The organism is Pseudactinotalea sp., from assembly GCF_048594945.1.
In the GTDB taxonomy this organism is placed as follows: domain Bacteria; phylum Actinomycetota; class Actinomycetes; order Actinomycetales; family Beutenbergiaceae; genus Pseudactinotalea.
The window spans coordinates 1-14920 of sequence record NZ_JBMDXJ010000123.1; the positions used below are offsets into that span (position 1 = coordinate 1).

Annotated in this window: 12 protein-coding genes; 5 read left to right on the forward strand and 7 right to left on the reverse strand. The window is 70.8% G+C overall.

Annotation, left to right across the window (positions count from 1 at the left end; translation table 11 throughout):
- Positions 1-1129 (reverse strand): extracellular solute-binding protein (locus ACOJSN_RS05745; RefSeq protein WP_420111549.1); only part of this gene is annotated, 1129 nt, incomplete at its 3' end.
- A 111-nt stretch (positions 1130-1240) separates the two neighbouring features.
- Here ACOJSN_RS05745 and ACOJSN_RS05750 point away from each other — a divergent pair.
- Together ACOJSN_RS05750 and ACOJSN_RS05755 are read left to right on the forward strand one after the other, a co-directional pair.
- Positions 1241-1624 (forward strand): MmcQ/YjbR family DNA-binding protein, encoded by a 384-nt coding sequence (locus tag ACOJSN_RS05750; RefSeq protein ID WP_420111550.1) that lies wholly within the window; start codon positions 1241-1243, stop codon positions 1622-1624.
- The gene (locus ACOJSN_RS05755) at positions 1621-2376 is read left to right on the forward strand and encodes a class I SAM-dependent methyltransferase (protein WP_420111551.1); all 756 of its coding nucleotides are present in this window, start codon (positions 1621-1623) and stop codon (positions 2374-2376) included. The genes ACOJSN_RS05750 and ACOJSN_RS05755 overlap by 4 nt, the downstream gene beginning before the upstream one ends.
- 5 nt (positions 2377-2381) lie before the next feature.
- Here ACOJSN_RS05755 and ACOJSN_RS05760 read toward each other — a convergent pair whose 3' ends face one another.
- A complete protein-coding gene (locus tag ACOJSN_RS05760) occupies positions 2382-4067 on the reverse strand; it encodes an ABC-F family ATP-binding cassette domain-containing protein (protein WP_420111552.1) in 1686 nt (561 codons plus the stop codon).
- 52 nt (positions 4068-4119) lie between these two features.
- Between ACOJSN_RS05760 and ACOJSN_RS05765 the strand changes: the two genes are divergently transcribed.
- Complete coding sequence (locus ACOJSN_RS05765; RefSeq protein ID WP_420111560.1) at positions 4120-4497, forward strand: DUF5946 family protein; 378 nt, start codon at positions 4120-4122, stop codon at positions 4495-4497.
- Between the two features lie 55 nt (positions 4498-4552).
- The gene (locus ACOJSN_RS05770) at positions 4553-6841 is read left to right on the forward strand and encodes a RecQ family ATP-dependent DNA helicase (RefSeq protein WP_420111553.1); all 2289 of its coding nucleotides are present in this window, start codon (positions 4553-4555) and stop codon (positions 6839-6841) included.
- A 20-nt stretch (positions 6842-6861) separates the two neighbouring features.
- Here the strand turns inward: ACOJSN_RS05770 and ACOJSN_RS05775 are convergent, their stop codons facing one another.
- The 5 genes from ACOJSN_RS05775 to ACOJSN_RS05795 all read right to left on the reverse strand — a co-directional run bounded on the left by ACOJSN_RS05775 (position 6862) and on the right by ACOJSN_RS05795 (position 13748).
- Positions 6862-8163 (reverse strand): VOC family protein, encoded by a 1302-nt coding sequence (locus ACOJSN_RS05775; protein WP_420111554.1) that lies wholly within the window; start codon positions 8161-8163, stop codon positions 6862-6864.
- A complete protein-coding gene (locus ACOJSN_RS05780) occupies positions 8160-8411 on the reverse strand; it encodes a PspC domain-containing protein (protein ID WP_420111555.1) in 252 nt (83 codons plus the stop codon). The genes ACOJSN_RS05775 and ACOJSN_RS05780 overlap by 4 nt, the downstream gene beginning before the upstream one ends.
- A gap of 78 nt (positions 8412-8489) precedes the next feature.
- Positions 8490-11180: a histidinol dehydrogenase gene (gene hisD / locus ACOJSN_RS05785; RefSeq protein WP_420111556.1), complete on the reverse strand. Its 2691-nt coding sequence runs from the start codon at positions 11178-11180 to the stop codon at positions 8490-8492.
- A gap of 106 nt (positions 11181-11286) precedes the next feature.
- The gene (locus tag ACOJSN_RS05790) at positions 11287-12987 is read right to left on the reverse strand and encodes a hypothetical protein (RefSeq protein WP_420111557.1); all 1701 of its coding nucleotides are present in this window, start codon (positions 12985-12987) and stop codon (positions 11287-11289) included.
- Positions 12972-13748: an ABC transporter ATP-binding protein gene (locus ACOJSN_RS05795; protein ID WP_420111558.1), complete on the reverse strand. Its 777-nt coding sequence runs from the start codon at positions 13746-13748 to the stop codon at positions 12972-12974. The genes ACOJSN_RS05790 and ACOJSN_RS05795 overlap by 16 nt, the downstream gene beginning before the upstream one ends.
- 135 nt (positions 13749-13883) lie before the next feature.
- Between ACOJSN_RS05795 and ACOJSN_RS05800 the strand changes: the two genes are divergently transcribed.
- Positions 13884-14920 (forward strand): sensor histidine kinase (locus tag ACOJSN_RS05800; RefSeq protein ID WP_420111559.1); only part of this gene is annotated, 1037 nt, incomplete at its 3' end.

A 14920-nucleotide genomic window follows, 5' to 3' on the forward strand; every position in this document is an offset into this window, starting at 1 on the left:
AGCCGCGCGAGCCGATCATCGGCCCGGCGGGTCCACCGGGAGGAGCAATCTGCCGCAAGCCGTAGCTGTCCTTGCCGAGGCTCTCGTCCATCTTGACCTCGTACTCGGTCACCGTGCCCGAGGCGCCGCCCATGACGGCCACGTCGCCGCGGAAGATCTTGGTGGTGATGACCTCGGAGCCGGCTCCGGCGTTCTTGGACGTGAAGGTCTCCGGATCGAGCAGACCGTCAGCGACCATGCCGTGGAAGAACTCCAGCATCGTGCGGTACTCGTCCGAGGTCCCCGCGTACGTGAGGCCGCCGTTGCCGTCGTCGATCATGCCGTCGCCGAAGCCCCAGCCGGCGCGCGTGCCGAACGCCGGCCCGGCGACGTTGATGATCGAGGCGCCCTCGAACTGCTCCGCGAGCGGGATCGTGTCCGGGTGGGCCTCCTTGATGACCACCAGCGCCTCGCGCAGTTCGTCCCACGTCTGCGGGAGCTCGAGTCCGAGATCCTCGAAGATGTCGGTCCGTGCGAGGAGCGAGAACCCGGGGAACGAGACCTCCTGCAGACCAGGGAGCATGTAGTACTTGCCGTCGAACTGCTTGAGGTTCTCCACCAGCGACTGCAGATCCCACTCCTGCACGTAGTGCTGGTAATGCGGCATGTACTCGACGTAGTCACTCATCGGGAGCACGGCCCGACCGGAGACGAACGGCTTCTCCTCGCCCACGTAGACGAGCGGAATGATGTCCGGCGCATCGCCAGCGCTGATCAGCAGGTTGCGGCGGTCCACGGCGTCACTGAACGGCACGTGCGACGGCACGAGCCTGACCCCGGTGAGCTCCTCGATGTGGTCCAACAGCTGCCACGTGGGCTTGATGTCGAGGTCCGGCCAGTCGGGCCAGAGGATCGACAGCTCGAACGGCTCCGTGGCCGCGAACTGCGTGCCGGCCTCGTAGTCCGGCATCGCACCGACGTTCTTGCCCTCGAGATCCAAGGCGGGGCCGGTGCCACCGTCGCCCGCGTTGGGGTCGGTGCCGTCGCTGTTGCACGCGGTGATCGCGGCAAGTCCGGCGATCCCGAAGGACCAGCCGAGCAGCTGGCGGCGGCTGGGCTGCGGGTGGAAGGTCAGTCGCAGGTCAGGCATGGTGTCTCTCCTTTGAGGTGCGCGAAACTATCGCGCGTTCGTCCGACAGTAGGAGTATGACGATAAACCGCCCGCAGGTCAACGGTAGGCGGCAGGACGTAACCTGGGGACGTGCCGGCGACGTTCTATCCCCACTGGGACTGGATCTACGACGTCGTCGACGACCTACCCGGCGCGCACGCTGCTGATCAGGAGTCGTGGGGCTGCGTTGTGCTCTGGATCGGCGAGAGGATGTTCGGCATGGTCTGCGAGGACAGCCGCGGCCGCGAGTTGCTGACACTCAAATTGCCGCCCGAGGATGGCGAGGCGTTGCGCCAGCAGCACGGATTCATCGAGCCCGGCTGGCACCTCAACAAGCGCCACTGGACCTCGCTCGTGCTCGCCGATGGCGGAGGCCATCGCGAGCTGATCACCGAGCTGCTCGAAGACTCCTACGACTGCCTGCTGGACACGCTCCCCCACTGGCGACAACGAGAGGTGAGACTCAAGAGATGACCCAGGACCCCGCCGTCGACGATCGTGCGAAGGCTGCCCAGGCCGCCTCCTTCGACTCCGCTGCCGACACCTACGAACGTGCGCGCCCCGGCTACCCCGACGACGCCGTCGACTGGCTGCTGCGGTCCCGGCCGCGAGAGGTGCTCGACCTCGGTGCTGGCACCGGCAAGCTGACCCGGGCGCTCGTCGATCGGGTCGAGACGATCCACGCCGTCGATCCGAGCCCGAACATGCTCGCGCAGCTGAGTGCCACGGTGCCCTCGGCACGAACCGCCGTGGGCACGGCGGAGGCCATCCCGCTGCCTGACGCGAGCGTCGACGCCGTGCTGGCGGCGCAGGCCTGGCACTGGGTCGACCCCGAGCGTGCCGTGCCTGAGGTGCGCCGCGTGCTCCGACCCGGTGGCGTGCTCGGGCTGATCTGGAACGTGCGCGACGAGTCGGTGCCGTGGGTCGCGCGGCTCACCGAGATCATGCAGGGATCGGCCGCCGAGCGGTACATCGCCGGCGACGGGGTCGGGGACGATCTCGGCCCCGTGGAGCGCCTGACGGTGAGCTGGGAGCGGCCGTTCACGCGCGAGAGCCTGCTCGACCTCGTGGCATCGCGCAGCTACATCATCACCGCGACGCCGAAGGTGCGCGCGGACATCCTGGCCCAGGTCTCCGAGCTTCTCGACACCGAGCCCGCACTTGCCGACCAGAGCGCGTGGCGGCTCCCCTACCGCACCGACGCGTTCCTCATCGCGCTCGCCTGAACCCGTCAGGTCCGGGCCCGGTGCACGCGGCCGGCATCCCAGACCGGTGCGTCGCTCTCGCGGACCGACCCATCGGCGTCGAACACGAGGAAACGCTCGAAGGATCGCGCGAACCAGCGATCGTGCGTGACCGCGAGCACCGTGCCCTCGAAGCTGCTGAGCGCGCTCTCGAGTCCCTCGGCGGACTCGAGATCGAGGTTGTCGGTGGCCTCGTCCAGGAGCAGCAGGGTGGCACCGGAGAGCTCGAGCAGCAGGATCTGGAAGCGCGCCTGCTGGCCGCCTGAGAGGGAATCGAACCGTTGCTCCGCGGACCGGGCCAGGCCATAGCGGTCGAGCACGCGCGCAGCCTCGTCGCGAGGACGCCCGCGGCGATGCTCATCACCCCGATGGAGGATGTCGAGCAACGTTCGGCCCACGAGCTCCGGCTGGGCGTGGGTCTGCGCGAACCAGCCAGGGCGCACCCTCGACCCGAGCCGGACCACGCCGGTATGAGCGACCGGTTCGGGCTTGACGTGGCCGACGGGCTGGTGTTCGACGTCGGGGTCGCTACCGCCTGCCGCCAACAGGCGCAGCAGGTGCGACTTGCCGGATCCATTACTGCCGAGCACCGCCACCCGCTCGCCGAACCAGACCTCGAGATCGAAGGGTTTCATCAGACCGGTGAGCTCGAGCTGCTCGGCGACGACGGCGCGCTTGGCAGTACGACCGCCGTCGAGCCTCATCGAGATCTTCTGCGGCAGCGGCACCGCTTCGGGTGGCCCGGCCCGCTCGAAGCGCTCGAGCCGGGTCCGTGCGGCCTGCAGCCGCGAGGCCATGTCGGAGTTGTAGGCCGCCTTCTGCTTGTACATCGCGACGAGCGCCTTGAGCTTGGCCTGCTCCTCGTCCCATCGCCGACGGCGGTCCTCCAGATCGGCGTTCCGCGCCTCGCGGGACTGGGGGTAGGTCATGAACGACCCCGGGTGCACCCACAGTCGGGAGCCGACGCCGCTGGGCTCGAGGGTGGCGACGGCGGTCGCGACCTTGTTCAGCAGCTCGCGGTCGTGCGAGATCAGCAGCACGGTCTTGTCCGAGGCGACGAGCTGCTGCTCCAGCCAGCGCTTGCCGGGGACGTCGAGGTAGTTGTCGGGCTCGTCGAGCAGCAGCACCTCGTCGGGGCCGCGCAGCAGCACCTCGAGCACCAGCCGCTTCTGCTCTCCGCCGGAGAGCGTGCTGACGGCACGCCACTGTGCGCGCTCGTACGGCGTCCCGAGCGCCGCCACCGTGCAGACGTCCCAGAGCGTCTCGTGCTCGTAACCGCCCACGTCGGCCCAGTCCGCAAGCGCCTGCGCGTAGGCGAGCTGTACCTGCTCGTCCTCGCGCTCCATCATCGCGAGCTCCGTGCGGTCGATCTCGGCAGCGGCGCGACGGATCGGCGCGGGCGCGACCGACAGGAGCAGGTCGCGCACGGTGCTGTCGTCGTGGACCGAGCCGATGAACTGACGCATCACACCGAGCCCACCGTTGCGGGTGACCGCGCCCTCGGGCACAGGAAGGTCGCCGGCGATCATCCTGACCAACGTCGTCTTGCCCGCACCGTTCGGTCCGACGAGCGCGACCCGAGCCCCCTCCCCGACCCGCAGCGACACCTCGTGCAGGAGCGGTCGCCCGTCCGGGAGCACGTAGCCGATGCCGGAGACGTCGAGGAAGCCCATGGGGCCAGTCTGCGGGGATGGACGTCTGCCGTCACCTTGAATCGAGGGCCGGCTGGCACTCGACCACCCGCGGCTTCAGCCGTGGGGCCGCTACCACGGGCTCGACGTGGCGTGCTTCGGTCTGCAGCACCCATCGGGAGTCACCGTCCGCGTGCTGGATGGGCAGCGGGAGCTGTTGGGGCACTATCTCGCGGGCGGTCTGGACGCCGTCCACGCACGACAGGTGCAGCTGGTGCGCGCGAACCGGCACGGGAAGCGGATCCCTGACGCCGCCTCTCCCGCCGTAGCGCCGCACGGAGCCACGGTGGGCGCAATCACGATCGAGGACGTGGCACTCGACGGCACCTTTCCCGCCGACGGCTATGAGCAGCGCATGCATGCCTGGGTGAGATCGATCGCCGGCGAGCCGCCTGGCGTCGAACGCGGCTGACCTGCCCTGGGGACAGAGCGAGCGGAGTGTCGGCGCCAGTGGCTACGGTCGAGGCATGACGGATCCCGCTGCCTCGAACACGAACGCGGTCACCGAGCCCGACGACTGGTACGGGGAGCCGCAGGAACCACCGTTCCCTGATCCGCAGGAGTGGGGCTCCGAGCCCGAGTTCGAGCCTGGTGCAGAGCCGGTACACGACGACACCGCACCGGAACCGGCGCCGGTCACCGCCGCCCCACTCCCGCCGCTCGATCCGGAGGATCTCCGCGAGGCGGCCGAGGCGGCGCTGCGACGACTGGTCGGTCGAGACGACGCTGAGCTGCGCGAAGACCAGTGGCGGGCGATCGAGGCACTGGTGACCCAGCGCCGTCGGGCACTCGTGGTGCAGCGGACCGGATGGGGCAAGTCGGCGGTCTACTTCGTGGCGACCGCGCTGCTGCGCGCGCGCGGCGCGGGACCGACCGTGATCGTCTCGCCGCTGCTGGCGCTGATGCGGGACCAGATCGCGGCCGCCGAGCGAGCCGGCATCCGCGCGGTCACCGTCAACTCGGCCAACACCACCGAGTGGTCGCAGGTCTACGAGCGGATCGCCTCAGGCGAGGTCGATGTGCTGCTCTGCTCGCCCGAGCGGCTCAACAACCCGGACTTCCGCGACGAGGTGCTCCCCCGGTTGGCCGCCAGCGCCGGCCTGGTGGTGATCGACGAGGCCCACTGCATCTCCGACTGGGGTCACGACTTCCGCCCCGACTACCGACGTATCCGTACCCTGCTGGCGGACCTGCCCGCGGGGATCCCGGTGCTCGCCACCACCGCGACGGCGAACGAGCGCGTCACCACCGACGTGGCCGAGCAACTCGGTGCGGCTGACGATGTGCTGGTACTTCGCGGCGGGCTCGATCGGCCCTCGCTGCACCTGGCGGTCGTGCCGCTGCCGGATGTCTCGAGCCGGCTGGCCTGGCTGGTGGAGAATCTGCGCGGCTACACCGGCTCCGGCATCGTCTACTGCCTCACCGTCGCGGCCGCCGAGCAGACCGCGACACAGCTCCGGGCAGCGGGCTACGAGGTGGCGTCCTACACCGGGCAGACCGATCCGGCCGAGCGTGAGCAGCTCGAGGCTGATCTCAAGGAGAACCGGGTCAAGGCGCTGGTCGCCACGTCGGCACTCGGCATGGGGTTCGACAAGCCCGACCTCGGGTTCGTGATCCACCTGGGCGCGCCGCCCTCGCCGATCGCCTACTACCAGCAGGTCGGCCGCGCTGGGCGTGCCGTGACCCGCGCCGACGTGGTGCTGCTGCCGGGTGAGGAGGACAAGGCGATCTGGGACTACTTCGGCTCGATGGGGTTCCCGAAGCAGGCCGACGTGCGTGACGCCCTCGCCCAGCTCCCGATGCTGGGCGAGGGCACCCTCTCGGTCGCCGCGCTCGAGCCGCTCGTCGACCTGCGCCGCAACCGGCTGGAGATGATGCTCAAGGTCCTCGACGTCGATGGCGCGGTGCGCCGTGTGCGCGGCGGCTGGGCAAGCACCGGCGAGGAATGGGCCTACGACGCCGACCGCTACCAGCGCGTGGAGGAAGCCCGCCTCGCCGAGCAGCAGGCCATGCTCGCCTATCAGCGCACCGGCGAGTGCCGCATGACGTTCCTGCGCCGCTGTCTCGACGATCCCGAGCTGACCACCGGCGAGCGGTGCGGTCGCTGCGATGTCTGCGGCGGCGTCACGCCACCCGGCCCGCCCGCCGGCGAGGCGATCAACGCCGCGCGCGAGGGGCTCGACGTCATCGGCGTCGAGATCATGCCCCGGCGCCAGTGGCCCACCGGCATGAAGCAGATCGGCGTCGAGCTCAGCGGGCGGATCGCGGCGCAGGAGCAGCCCGAGACCGGCCGTGCACTCGCACGGCTCGATGGCCTGGGCTGGTCGTTGCCGCTGCGGGAGCTGCTGAGCGGCCCCGATGGTGAGCTGCCCGTGAGCCTGCGGGCGCCCCTCACCCGGCTGCTGGAGCAGTGGCAGCCGGACGTGGACGGGATCGTCGCGGTCGACTCCGCCTCGCGCCCACAGCTGCTGCGCCACCTCACGTCCGGGGTCGCCGCGCTGCTGAGCGTGCCGGTGATCGGTGCCGTCCGTCCCGAGGCAGGCAGCGAGCCCGGGCGGCACGACGTCAACTCGGCACAGCGGCTGGCGGGCGTGGTGCGGCGGCTGATGACCGTGGACGGGCTTGAGGTGGCCGGGCGCCGGGTGCTGCTGGTTGACGACAGTGTCGACTCGGGCTGGACCGTGACACACGTGTCTCGGATGCTCCGGCAAGCAGGAGCGGACACGGTGCTGCCGTTGGTGCTGGCCCAGCGCTGACGCCTGCGAACGGCGAGTGCTCAGCTCCCGGTCCCCCACGCCTCCTCACGCCCCGTGATGACCGCGATGTCGAGCTCGTTGCCCTCGGGGTCGGCCAGCGTCACCCAGAACGGGGCTTCGCTCTCGCGCACGATTCGACCTCCCGCCGCCATCGCAGCCTCGATCCGCCGCTGCGCCTGATCGGCAGGGACGTACAGGTCCACATGGATCCGGTTCCGCTGGGTGCGGCGCGCCTCGTCAGTCTCGAGGTGCTGGAACATGACGGGAGGTCCGCATCGGAGCGGGTCGACCAGGTCGGTGACTCCCAGCTCGCGCCGAACATCGTCGACGTAGCGCAGCGCCGCCCACCAGAACTTCTGAACCCGGTCGATGTCGGCGGCGTCGATACCGAGCTGCACGAACCGCAGCGGCTCGACATCGGCAACCAGTCCGAGCGCCCGAGCCGCGGCCTGCACGGCAGCGGCGACCCCGGCGAACCTCTCGTCGATCTCCCAGCCATCCTTGCCGGAGTCGAAGGTGACGCCCTCGGGCGCGGTGTCGATCAGCAACTCGACCTCCGCGGCATCGGCGATCGCCGCTGCCTGCGCCACCAGCTCGGCCGCCAGCGCAGCGGAGCGGACCGGATAGTGGGTCATGGCGCCGAAGATCAGCACCCAGTCCGCGAGGTCGGATCGGTCGGCCCAATCATCGCCCGGTGGCACGACGTCGATCTCGTTGCCCTCGGCGTCGGCCAAGCAGAGTCCGTACGGGCCGCCCATCGCCTCCCACGCCGAGGCCTCCACCACCTCGCGGCGCGTCTCCTCGCGCGCGAGCGCCGCGCGGCTGGTGTCGACGTGGATCCGGTTGCGCAGTGGGCGCGCGGTGCCGTTGCTCTGGAACCAGATCGAGGGATTGCGGTGCAGTGGGTCGAGCAGATCCTCCTCCCCCGCCGGCTCGTAGCCCAGTGCGGCCGTCCAGAACGGCACGACATCGGCGGGGTCGAGCGCATCGACCGTCAGCTGCACATCGGCGAGCACGCTCGGGTCGGCATCGAGGCCGGCGGCGGCTGCCAACTCGGAGATACGGGTGGCAGCCGCGACTGCGCTTGTGGGCAAGCCCTGCGCGGTGCTCCGCAGCGTGACTCGCACGCCGCCGCGACGCACCTTGGTCTCGACCCGCACGGGCGAGGCGAGCGGCTCGGCAGCGGCCAGTGCCACCAACAGTGCCGCAGCGCTGCTCGCCGACGGGGCGGCGAACCAGGCCGCGGCGCCGGTAGCCAGCACGCGCCAGTCCTGTGTGCCCGGTGCCGCCTCGAACGCCGTCGAGGTCGGGCACTGGCTCACCGGTTCTCGCGGGGGCGCAGGATCCGTTCCAGCGGGATGGTGCCGTCCTGCCACGGCAGCAGCAGCCATCCGACCATGTAGGCGGCGACCCCGAAGAACGGCAGCAGGAACGCGAGCAGCATGCCGATGCGCACGATCGTCACGCTGATCCCGGCTGCGGCTGCGATGCCGCCGCAGATACCGCCGACGATCCTGTCCGGGCCGCGGCGGTAGCCGATCCGGCGGATGGTGTCGAAGAAGCTCTCCATGATTCTCACGGTACGGGTTCGGCACCGTGGGGACCATGGGGATGTCCCCCTGGTCCGGCGTGGGCTGCCCGCGGCGCGTTACGGCCCTGCTCGGCGCAGTGTTGCGGCCTTCCCGTGCGCGGGCAGGTCCTCGGCCTGAGCGAACGCGACCAGCGGATCGGTCACCGCCTCCAGCGCTTCGGCCGTGTACTCGATCACCTGCACCGACCGCAGGTAGGCGTGGACGTTGAGACCTGCCGCATAGCGCGCGGTGCCGCCAGTGGGCAGCACGTGGTTGGAGCCGGCGATGTAGTCGCCGAGCGGGACCGGAGAGTAAGGGCCCACGAAGATGGCGCCGGCATTGTGCACGCGCGCCGCCACGGCGGCGGCATCGGCGGTCTGCACCTCGAGGTGCTCTGCGGCGTAGGCGTTCACCACCTCGAGCCCGTGCTCGAGGTCATCGACCAGGACCACCGCAGATTGTGGCCCGCTCAGGGCCGCCCGGATCCGATCGGCGTGCTTGGCCTGGTTCGCCTGGGTCTGGATCTCCCGCCCGACGGCGGCGGCCTGCTCGGTCGAGTCCGTCACCAACACCGAGGCTGCTGCCGGATCGTGCTCAGCCTGCGAGATCAGGTCGGCAGCCACGAACTCCGGGTTCGCGGTCGCGTCCGCGAGCACGGCGATCTCGGTGGTCCCGGCCTCGGAGTCGATGCCGACCACGCCGAGCACAGCTCGCTTGGCGGCCGCCACGTAGATGTTGCCCGGCCCGGTCACGACGTCGACGGCCTCGCACCGGTTCGCCTCGTCATCGCCCTCGATCCCGTAGGCGAACATGCCGATCGCCTGCGCGCCCCCGACCGAGTACACCTCCTCGATGCCCAGCAGGGCGCACGCCGCGAGGATGGTGGTGTCAGGCCAACCTTCGTTGTCCTTCTGCGGCGGGCTCGCAAGCGCCAACGAGCGCACCCCGGCTGCCTGCGCCGCCACGACGTTCATGACCACGGATGAGGCCAGCGGCGCCAGCCCGCCGGGAACGTACAGGCCTACCCGGGAGACCGGCACCCAGCGCTGGTGCACGAGCGCACCCGCCGCCAGCTCGGTGGTGCGCTCCTGCGGCACCTGTGCCTCGTGCCCGAGCCGGGTACGCCGGATCGACTCGACCAGCGCCGCCCGCAGCTCGGGGTCGAGCGCGTCGGGAGCCGCGGCGAGCACCTCCCGCGGGACCCGCAGGGAGTCCGGTGCCACGCCGTCGAACATCTCGGCGTAGTGCCGGAGCGCGGCCGCGCCCTCGGCGCGGACGGCGTCGAGGATCGGCCTCACCCGCTCGGTCGCGATCTCGATGTCCACCTCGGCGCGCGGAAGCCGCTCGCGCAGCTCGGCGGCAGTCAGTCGAGAACCTCGCAGATCGATCGTGCGCATCACGGGAGCGAGTGTAGGCAGCGGCGCCACGACCGGGCTGCGACGACCACGACGCAGGACAGCGGCGCGCTCGTACCCGGCGTCCCACCAGTGCGCCTGAACCGCCACCACCGGCGCTGCACCGCCGGCGGCAGCCAACCGCAGCGTGCGGCGCCGGCACAGCAGCAGCCAGCGCAGCATCTGCAGGGTGGTGACGACGGCGGCGAGTCCCAGCACTGCCAAGCCCCAGCGGTAGTCGAGCAGCGTGGGCTGGCTCCCGCGCGTGCGGGCGTCCAGCACCACGCCCACGAGCACCGACCCGAGCATCGCGGTCGTGAAGCCGGCGACGTTCACCATGCCGGTGGCCAGAGCGTGACGCGCATGGCCCACATGGTCGCGCGCGATCTGGAACCCGACCTGGGATGCCGGACCACCGACTGCGAGCACGACCGTCACGGTCACCACCACACCGAACGGCGCGCGCCCACCGGGCCAGCCCAGCAGCACCGCCCACGCGAGCACACCCGCCACCGCCGCGGCCAATGCGAGCGGCGCGCGTGAGCCACGGCGGCGACTGGTCAGCGGTCCCACGACCAGGCTGGCGCCGAGCATGCCGAGCACGAAGAAGGTCAGTACCGAGGCCGCCTGGGTCTGCGGCAACCCCAGCCCTTCGGTCAGGTACGGGAACGCCCACAGCGCCGTGAAGGCGGTACCGGTGGCCATCGTGGCGGCGTGGGTCCAGAACGCGAGCCGGATCTCAGGCACCCGCCACGTCTGCGCCACCTGGTCGAGCAGTGCCAACACGCGGACCCGGAGCGGCGTGCGCGGTGCCCCAACGGCGCCTGGCGGCCGCACCGGCCGTGCGCTCTCGCGATAGGGCGCTGGTCCTGCCGTGCGCAGCAGCAAGACTGCATACACCAGCGAGATCGCGCCGGCCACACCGAGCGTGCGGGTCCAGCCCCAGGTCGTGAACGCGAGCGCGAGCGGAACCGTGGCCAGCAGATTGCCCAGCATCGCGAACAGTCCGGTGACCATCGCCATCATCGCGAACCGCCGCGGTGGGAACCACAGCGTCACGATGCGGATCACGCAGATGAACACGGCACTGTCGCCCACCCCGAGCAGCGTGCGCGCGGCGAGCGCCACCGGGTAGGAGCTCGCGAAGGCGAACGTCAGCTCAGCGATCCCCAGGATCGCTGTCGCGGCCAGCAGGACCCGGCGCGGCCCCCAGCGGTCGATCGCCAGGCCCCAGGGCACCTGCATCGCCGCGTAGGTGCCGAGCTGCAGCGTGACGAACGAACCGAGCTGGGATGCGGTGAGGTCGAGCCGTTCGGTGGCCAACGGCCCCGCCACACCGAGCGCCATGCGGTGTGTCACCGACAACACGTACACGCCACACGCCAGCAACCAGACGGCCCAGGGTGAGCGGCGGGCGGCCGCGGCGAGGTGGGTGATCGTGCTCAGGCGGCTATCTTCTCGCAGATGGCCGCGGCGCGCCCTACTCGCTCACGTTACGGGCACCGACCTTCTCCCGCCGTTCCTTCTCCTTCGCCGCGCGCGCCTGATCCTCGGCCTTCTGGGACGAGCGGGCGAACCCGGCGAGCGCGCCGCCACCATCGTCGTCGTAACGGCGGTAGCGGATCTGGCTGAACACGGTGGGAAGCCGCGGGCGCAGATACCCGATCGCAGCCGAGCCGAGCAGCCAGAAGCCGGCCACGCCGTTGAGGATGCCCGTGGCGAGCGCCCACCACGGCCACAGGCTGCCGAGGCCGCCCGTCACACCGACGATGGCCACCGCGATGGTCGGCCCCACGAGCAGCACTGTGCTCCACATCGCGACCTGGAGCTGGATGCCCATCTCGCCGCCGGCATCATTCGGGCCCACCCGGCGCCGAGGGTCCACGCCCGGTGAGACCCCCACCGCCGACATCAGCACCGAGACTCCGGATGCGACCCCGAACAGCGCAGGCAGCATCGCCGCGACGATCGGCCATGCCCATGGCGAGTCCGTGAACAGCACGAAGACGACCGAGACCAGCACGGCCGGGAGCGCGAACAGCACGATCGTGGCAAGCTGGCGTCCCCTGACATCGGCACGCACGGTGTCCTCGCGCTGCCCCACGATCGTGAGCCAGAGGGCCGAGCCGTCCTGACCGTAGAGGTTGCAGCCACCGAGCGCGACCATGAAGGCCACCACCAGACCGGCCAGCGGCGCCAGGTCGCGTGCCCATGGCGCCGCGAGGGCGAACACGCCGACGACCACGCCGGTCCAGATCGAGGAACGCAACTCGAGCGCGCGCCACGGGTCGCGCCACCACTGCCGCAACTCCTTGCCGAGAACTGCGCCGGTGGCGCTCGTCGGCAGCACCGGGCGTGCGTGCAGCACGCGTGATCCGACTGGTCGGCGCCGCTGCTTCACCCGGCCACCGTCGACGTCGGTACGCAGAAGCAGCGCGGCGGCCGCGAGCAGAACGGCCACGGCGAGCACGAGCAGACCGAGCCAGCCGAGACTCGCGGGCACATCGTCGACCTCGGTCGCCGCAGTTGCGTTCAGCGCCCATGACGAGGGCAGCCACGCAAGTACGGCCGGTGCGTCCGGACCGATGCCCGAGCGCAGCAGCGCGGGCACCGTCACGAACGCCTGCGACACCACGATCCATCCCGCGAGCAGGCTGCCGATGAGGAGCCCGAACTGGAGAGAGGAGATCTCGACCCCGAGCCTGGTGCGCATCGCGGCGCCGAGGACCGCGTAGATCACCCGCGAGAGAGTCATCGCGAGCAGCCACGTCAACGCCGCACCGATCACGGCCACGGGCACGGTTGCCAGGGGCGCCGCCCCGGTGGCGGCCGGCACCACCAGCACCAGCGACGCCAGCAGCACGTACGCCGAGGCCACGCCTGGGAAGGTCGATACCAGTAGCCCGATCGCGAGTCGGCGCCGATCCAGCGGCAGCAAGGCGAAGTACTCGGCACGCAGCACGCCGGCGCCGGACATCGTCACCGGCCCGAACGCGGCGCCGACCAGCCACAACGCCAGCAGCAGCATCGTCACCTCGGCACGAACGGCCTCCTCAGCGACGATCACGCCGGCCCAGGTCGCCACGACCAGCACCGCGCCACCGATCCAGCCGAATATCCGGGTGCCGGCCGGGCTGTTGCGCAGCATGGCGAACTTCATCGAGATCAGGACGCCAACCACGACAACTCCTCCTCGCCCAGGTCGCGCTCCCCCACGAGCCCGACGAACCTGTCCTCCAGGCTCGCGCCGGCGCGCACCTCCTCGAGCGTGCCGTCGGCCAGCACCTCGCCGCGCGCGATGATCGCCACCCGGTCGCACAGTTGCTCCACGAGCGCCATCACGTGGCTGGACATCACGACCGATCCGCCCGCAGCGGTGAACCTGCGCAGGATCTTCGTGAGCACACGCGCCGAGACCGGGTCGACCGCCTCGTACGGCTCATCGAGCACGAGCACGCGTGGCGAGTGCAGCAGCGCCGTGGCGAGCCCGATCTTCTTGCGCATGCCGGTGGAGTACTCCAGCACCACCGTGCCGTGCTCGTCGGCCTCGTCCAGCTCCAGCACCCGCAGCAACTCGGCGGTCCGCGATCGGATCACGTCGGTCGACATGCCGCGCAGCCGCCCCCAATAGGTCAACAGCTCGGCGCCGGTGAGGCGCTCGGGTAGGGCGAGCCCGTCCGGGAGCACCCCGAGCGCCGTCTTCGCACCGATCGGGTCGCTCCAGGTGTCGATGCCGAGCACGGTTGCGCTGCCCGCCGTCGGCCTGAGCAGCCCGACCGCCATCGACAGCGCCGTGGTCTTGCCCGCACCGTTGGGCCCGACGAGTCCGTAGAACGACCCCTGCGGGATGCTGAGGTCGATGTCGTCGACCGCGACCTTCTCTCCGAACACCTTGCGCAGCCCGTGCATCGCCAGGGCGGGCACCTGTTTCGTCTCTGTCATCCCTCCAGCATGGGCGAGCGGCGGCGCCGTACCGGGATCCGATCGTCCAGTTCCGTTCGCCAGGTGGCCAGTCCGAGGCGCGTGGGCAGGCGCACGGCCAGTGGGTGGCGACGGGCACGGCCTAGTCTCGTGGGCATGGACCTCGGCCACCTGCCAGCGGCGCGTGTCGAGGCTGCGATCGCGGCGGCGCGAGGCGATCGCACACGGCGCACGCTCTCCGTGGACACGCTGCTCGTGGGCCTCGGGGTCGCATGGGCGCTGTGGGCGATCGACGGTGATCGGCAATTGTGGGTGCTGCTGCCTCCCTGGTGGATGCCGGTGGACGTGACGGTCGGGCTGATCGCATCCGCGGCGCTGTGGTGGCGGCGCCGACACCCCGTGCTGATAGCCGTGGTGCTGGCCGCGCTGGGAGGCGTCTTCCTCACGGCAGGGATCCCGGCACTGATCGCGGTCTACACCGTGGCGAGCCTGCGGCGTGCGCGGGTGGCGGTGCTGATCACCCTCGGTCACATCGCGATCGCCATCCCGTACTTCCTGGTGGTGCCGCTCGGTGGCGTGGGGATCGGCTTCTGGGCGGTCACGATGGTGCTCGTCTACATCACCGCGCTCACGCTCGGGCTCGCCGTGCGGGCGCGACGGCTGGTCATCGCCGGACTCGTGGCCATGAACGACGCCGACCGACGCGAGGCGGAGCTGCGGCTGCTGCGGGCACGCGAGGCGGAGCGGGCACGGATCGCCCGCGAGATGCACGATGTGCTCGCCCACCGGCTCTCGCTGCTCTCGGTGCACGCCGGGGCGCTCGAGCACCGCACGCGTGCGGAGGCATCAGCGCCGCCGAGCGCATCCGAGGTGCGCGAGGCCGCGGGCGTGATCCGGTCATCCGCGCACGTGGCTCTCGAGGAACTTCGCGAGGTGCTGCACCTGCTCGGCTCAGGCTCCGATGGAGAGCTGGGCACCGGAGCCCCGCAACCCACGATCACGGCGCTGGACGACCTGGTGACCGAGGCCGCCGCCGCAGGTGAGCGGGTCACTCTCGCGGTCGAGGGGCGCGAAGTCCTGGCATGCGCACGCAGACAGCTCCAGCGCAGCGTGTTCCGGACCGTCCAGGAGGGTATGACCAATGCCCGCAAGCACGCTCCCGGCGCCCTGGTAGAGGTCGAGGTCCGCGCAAC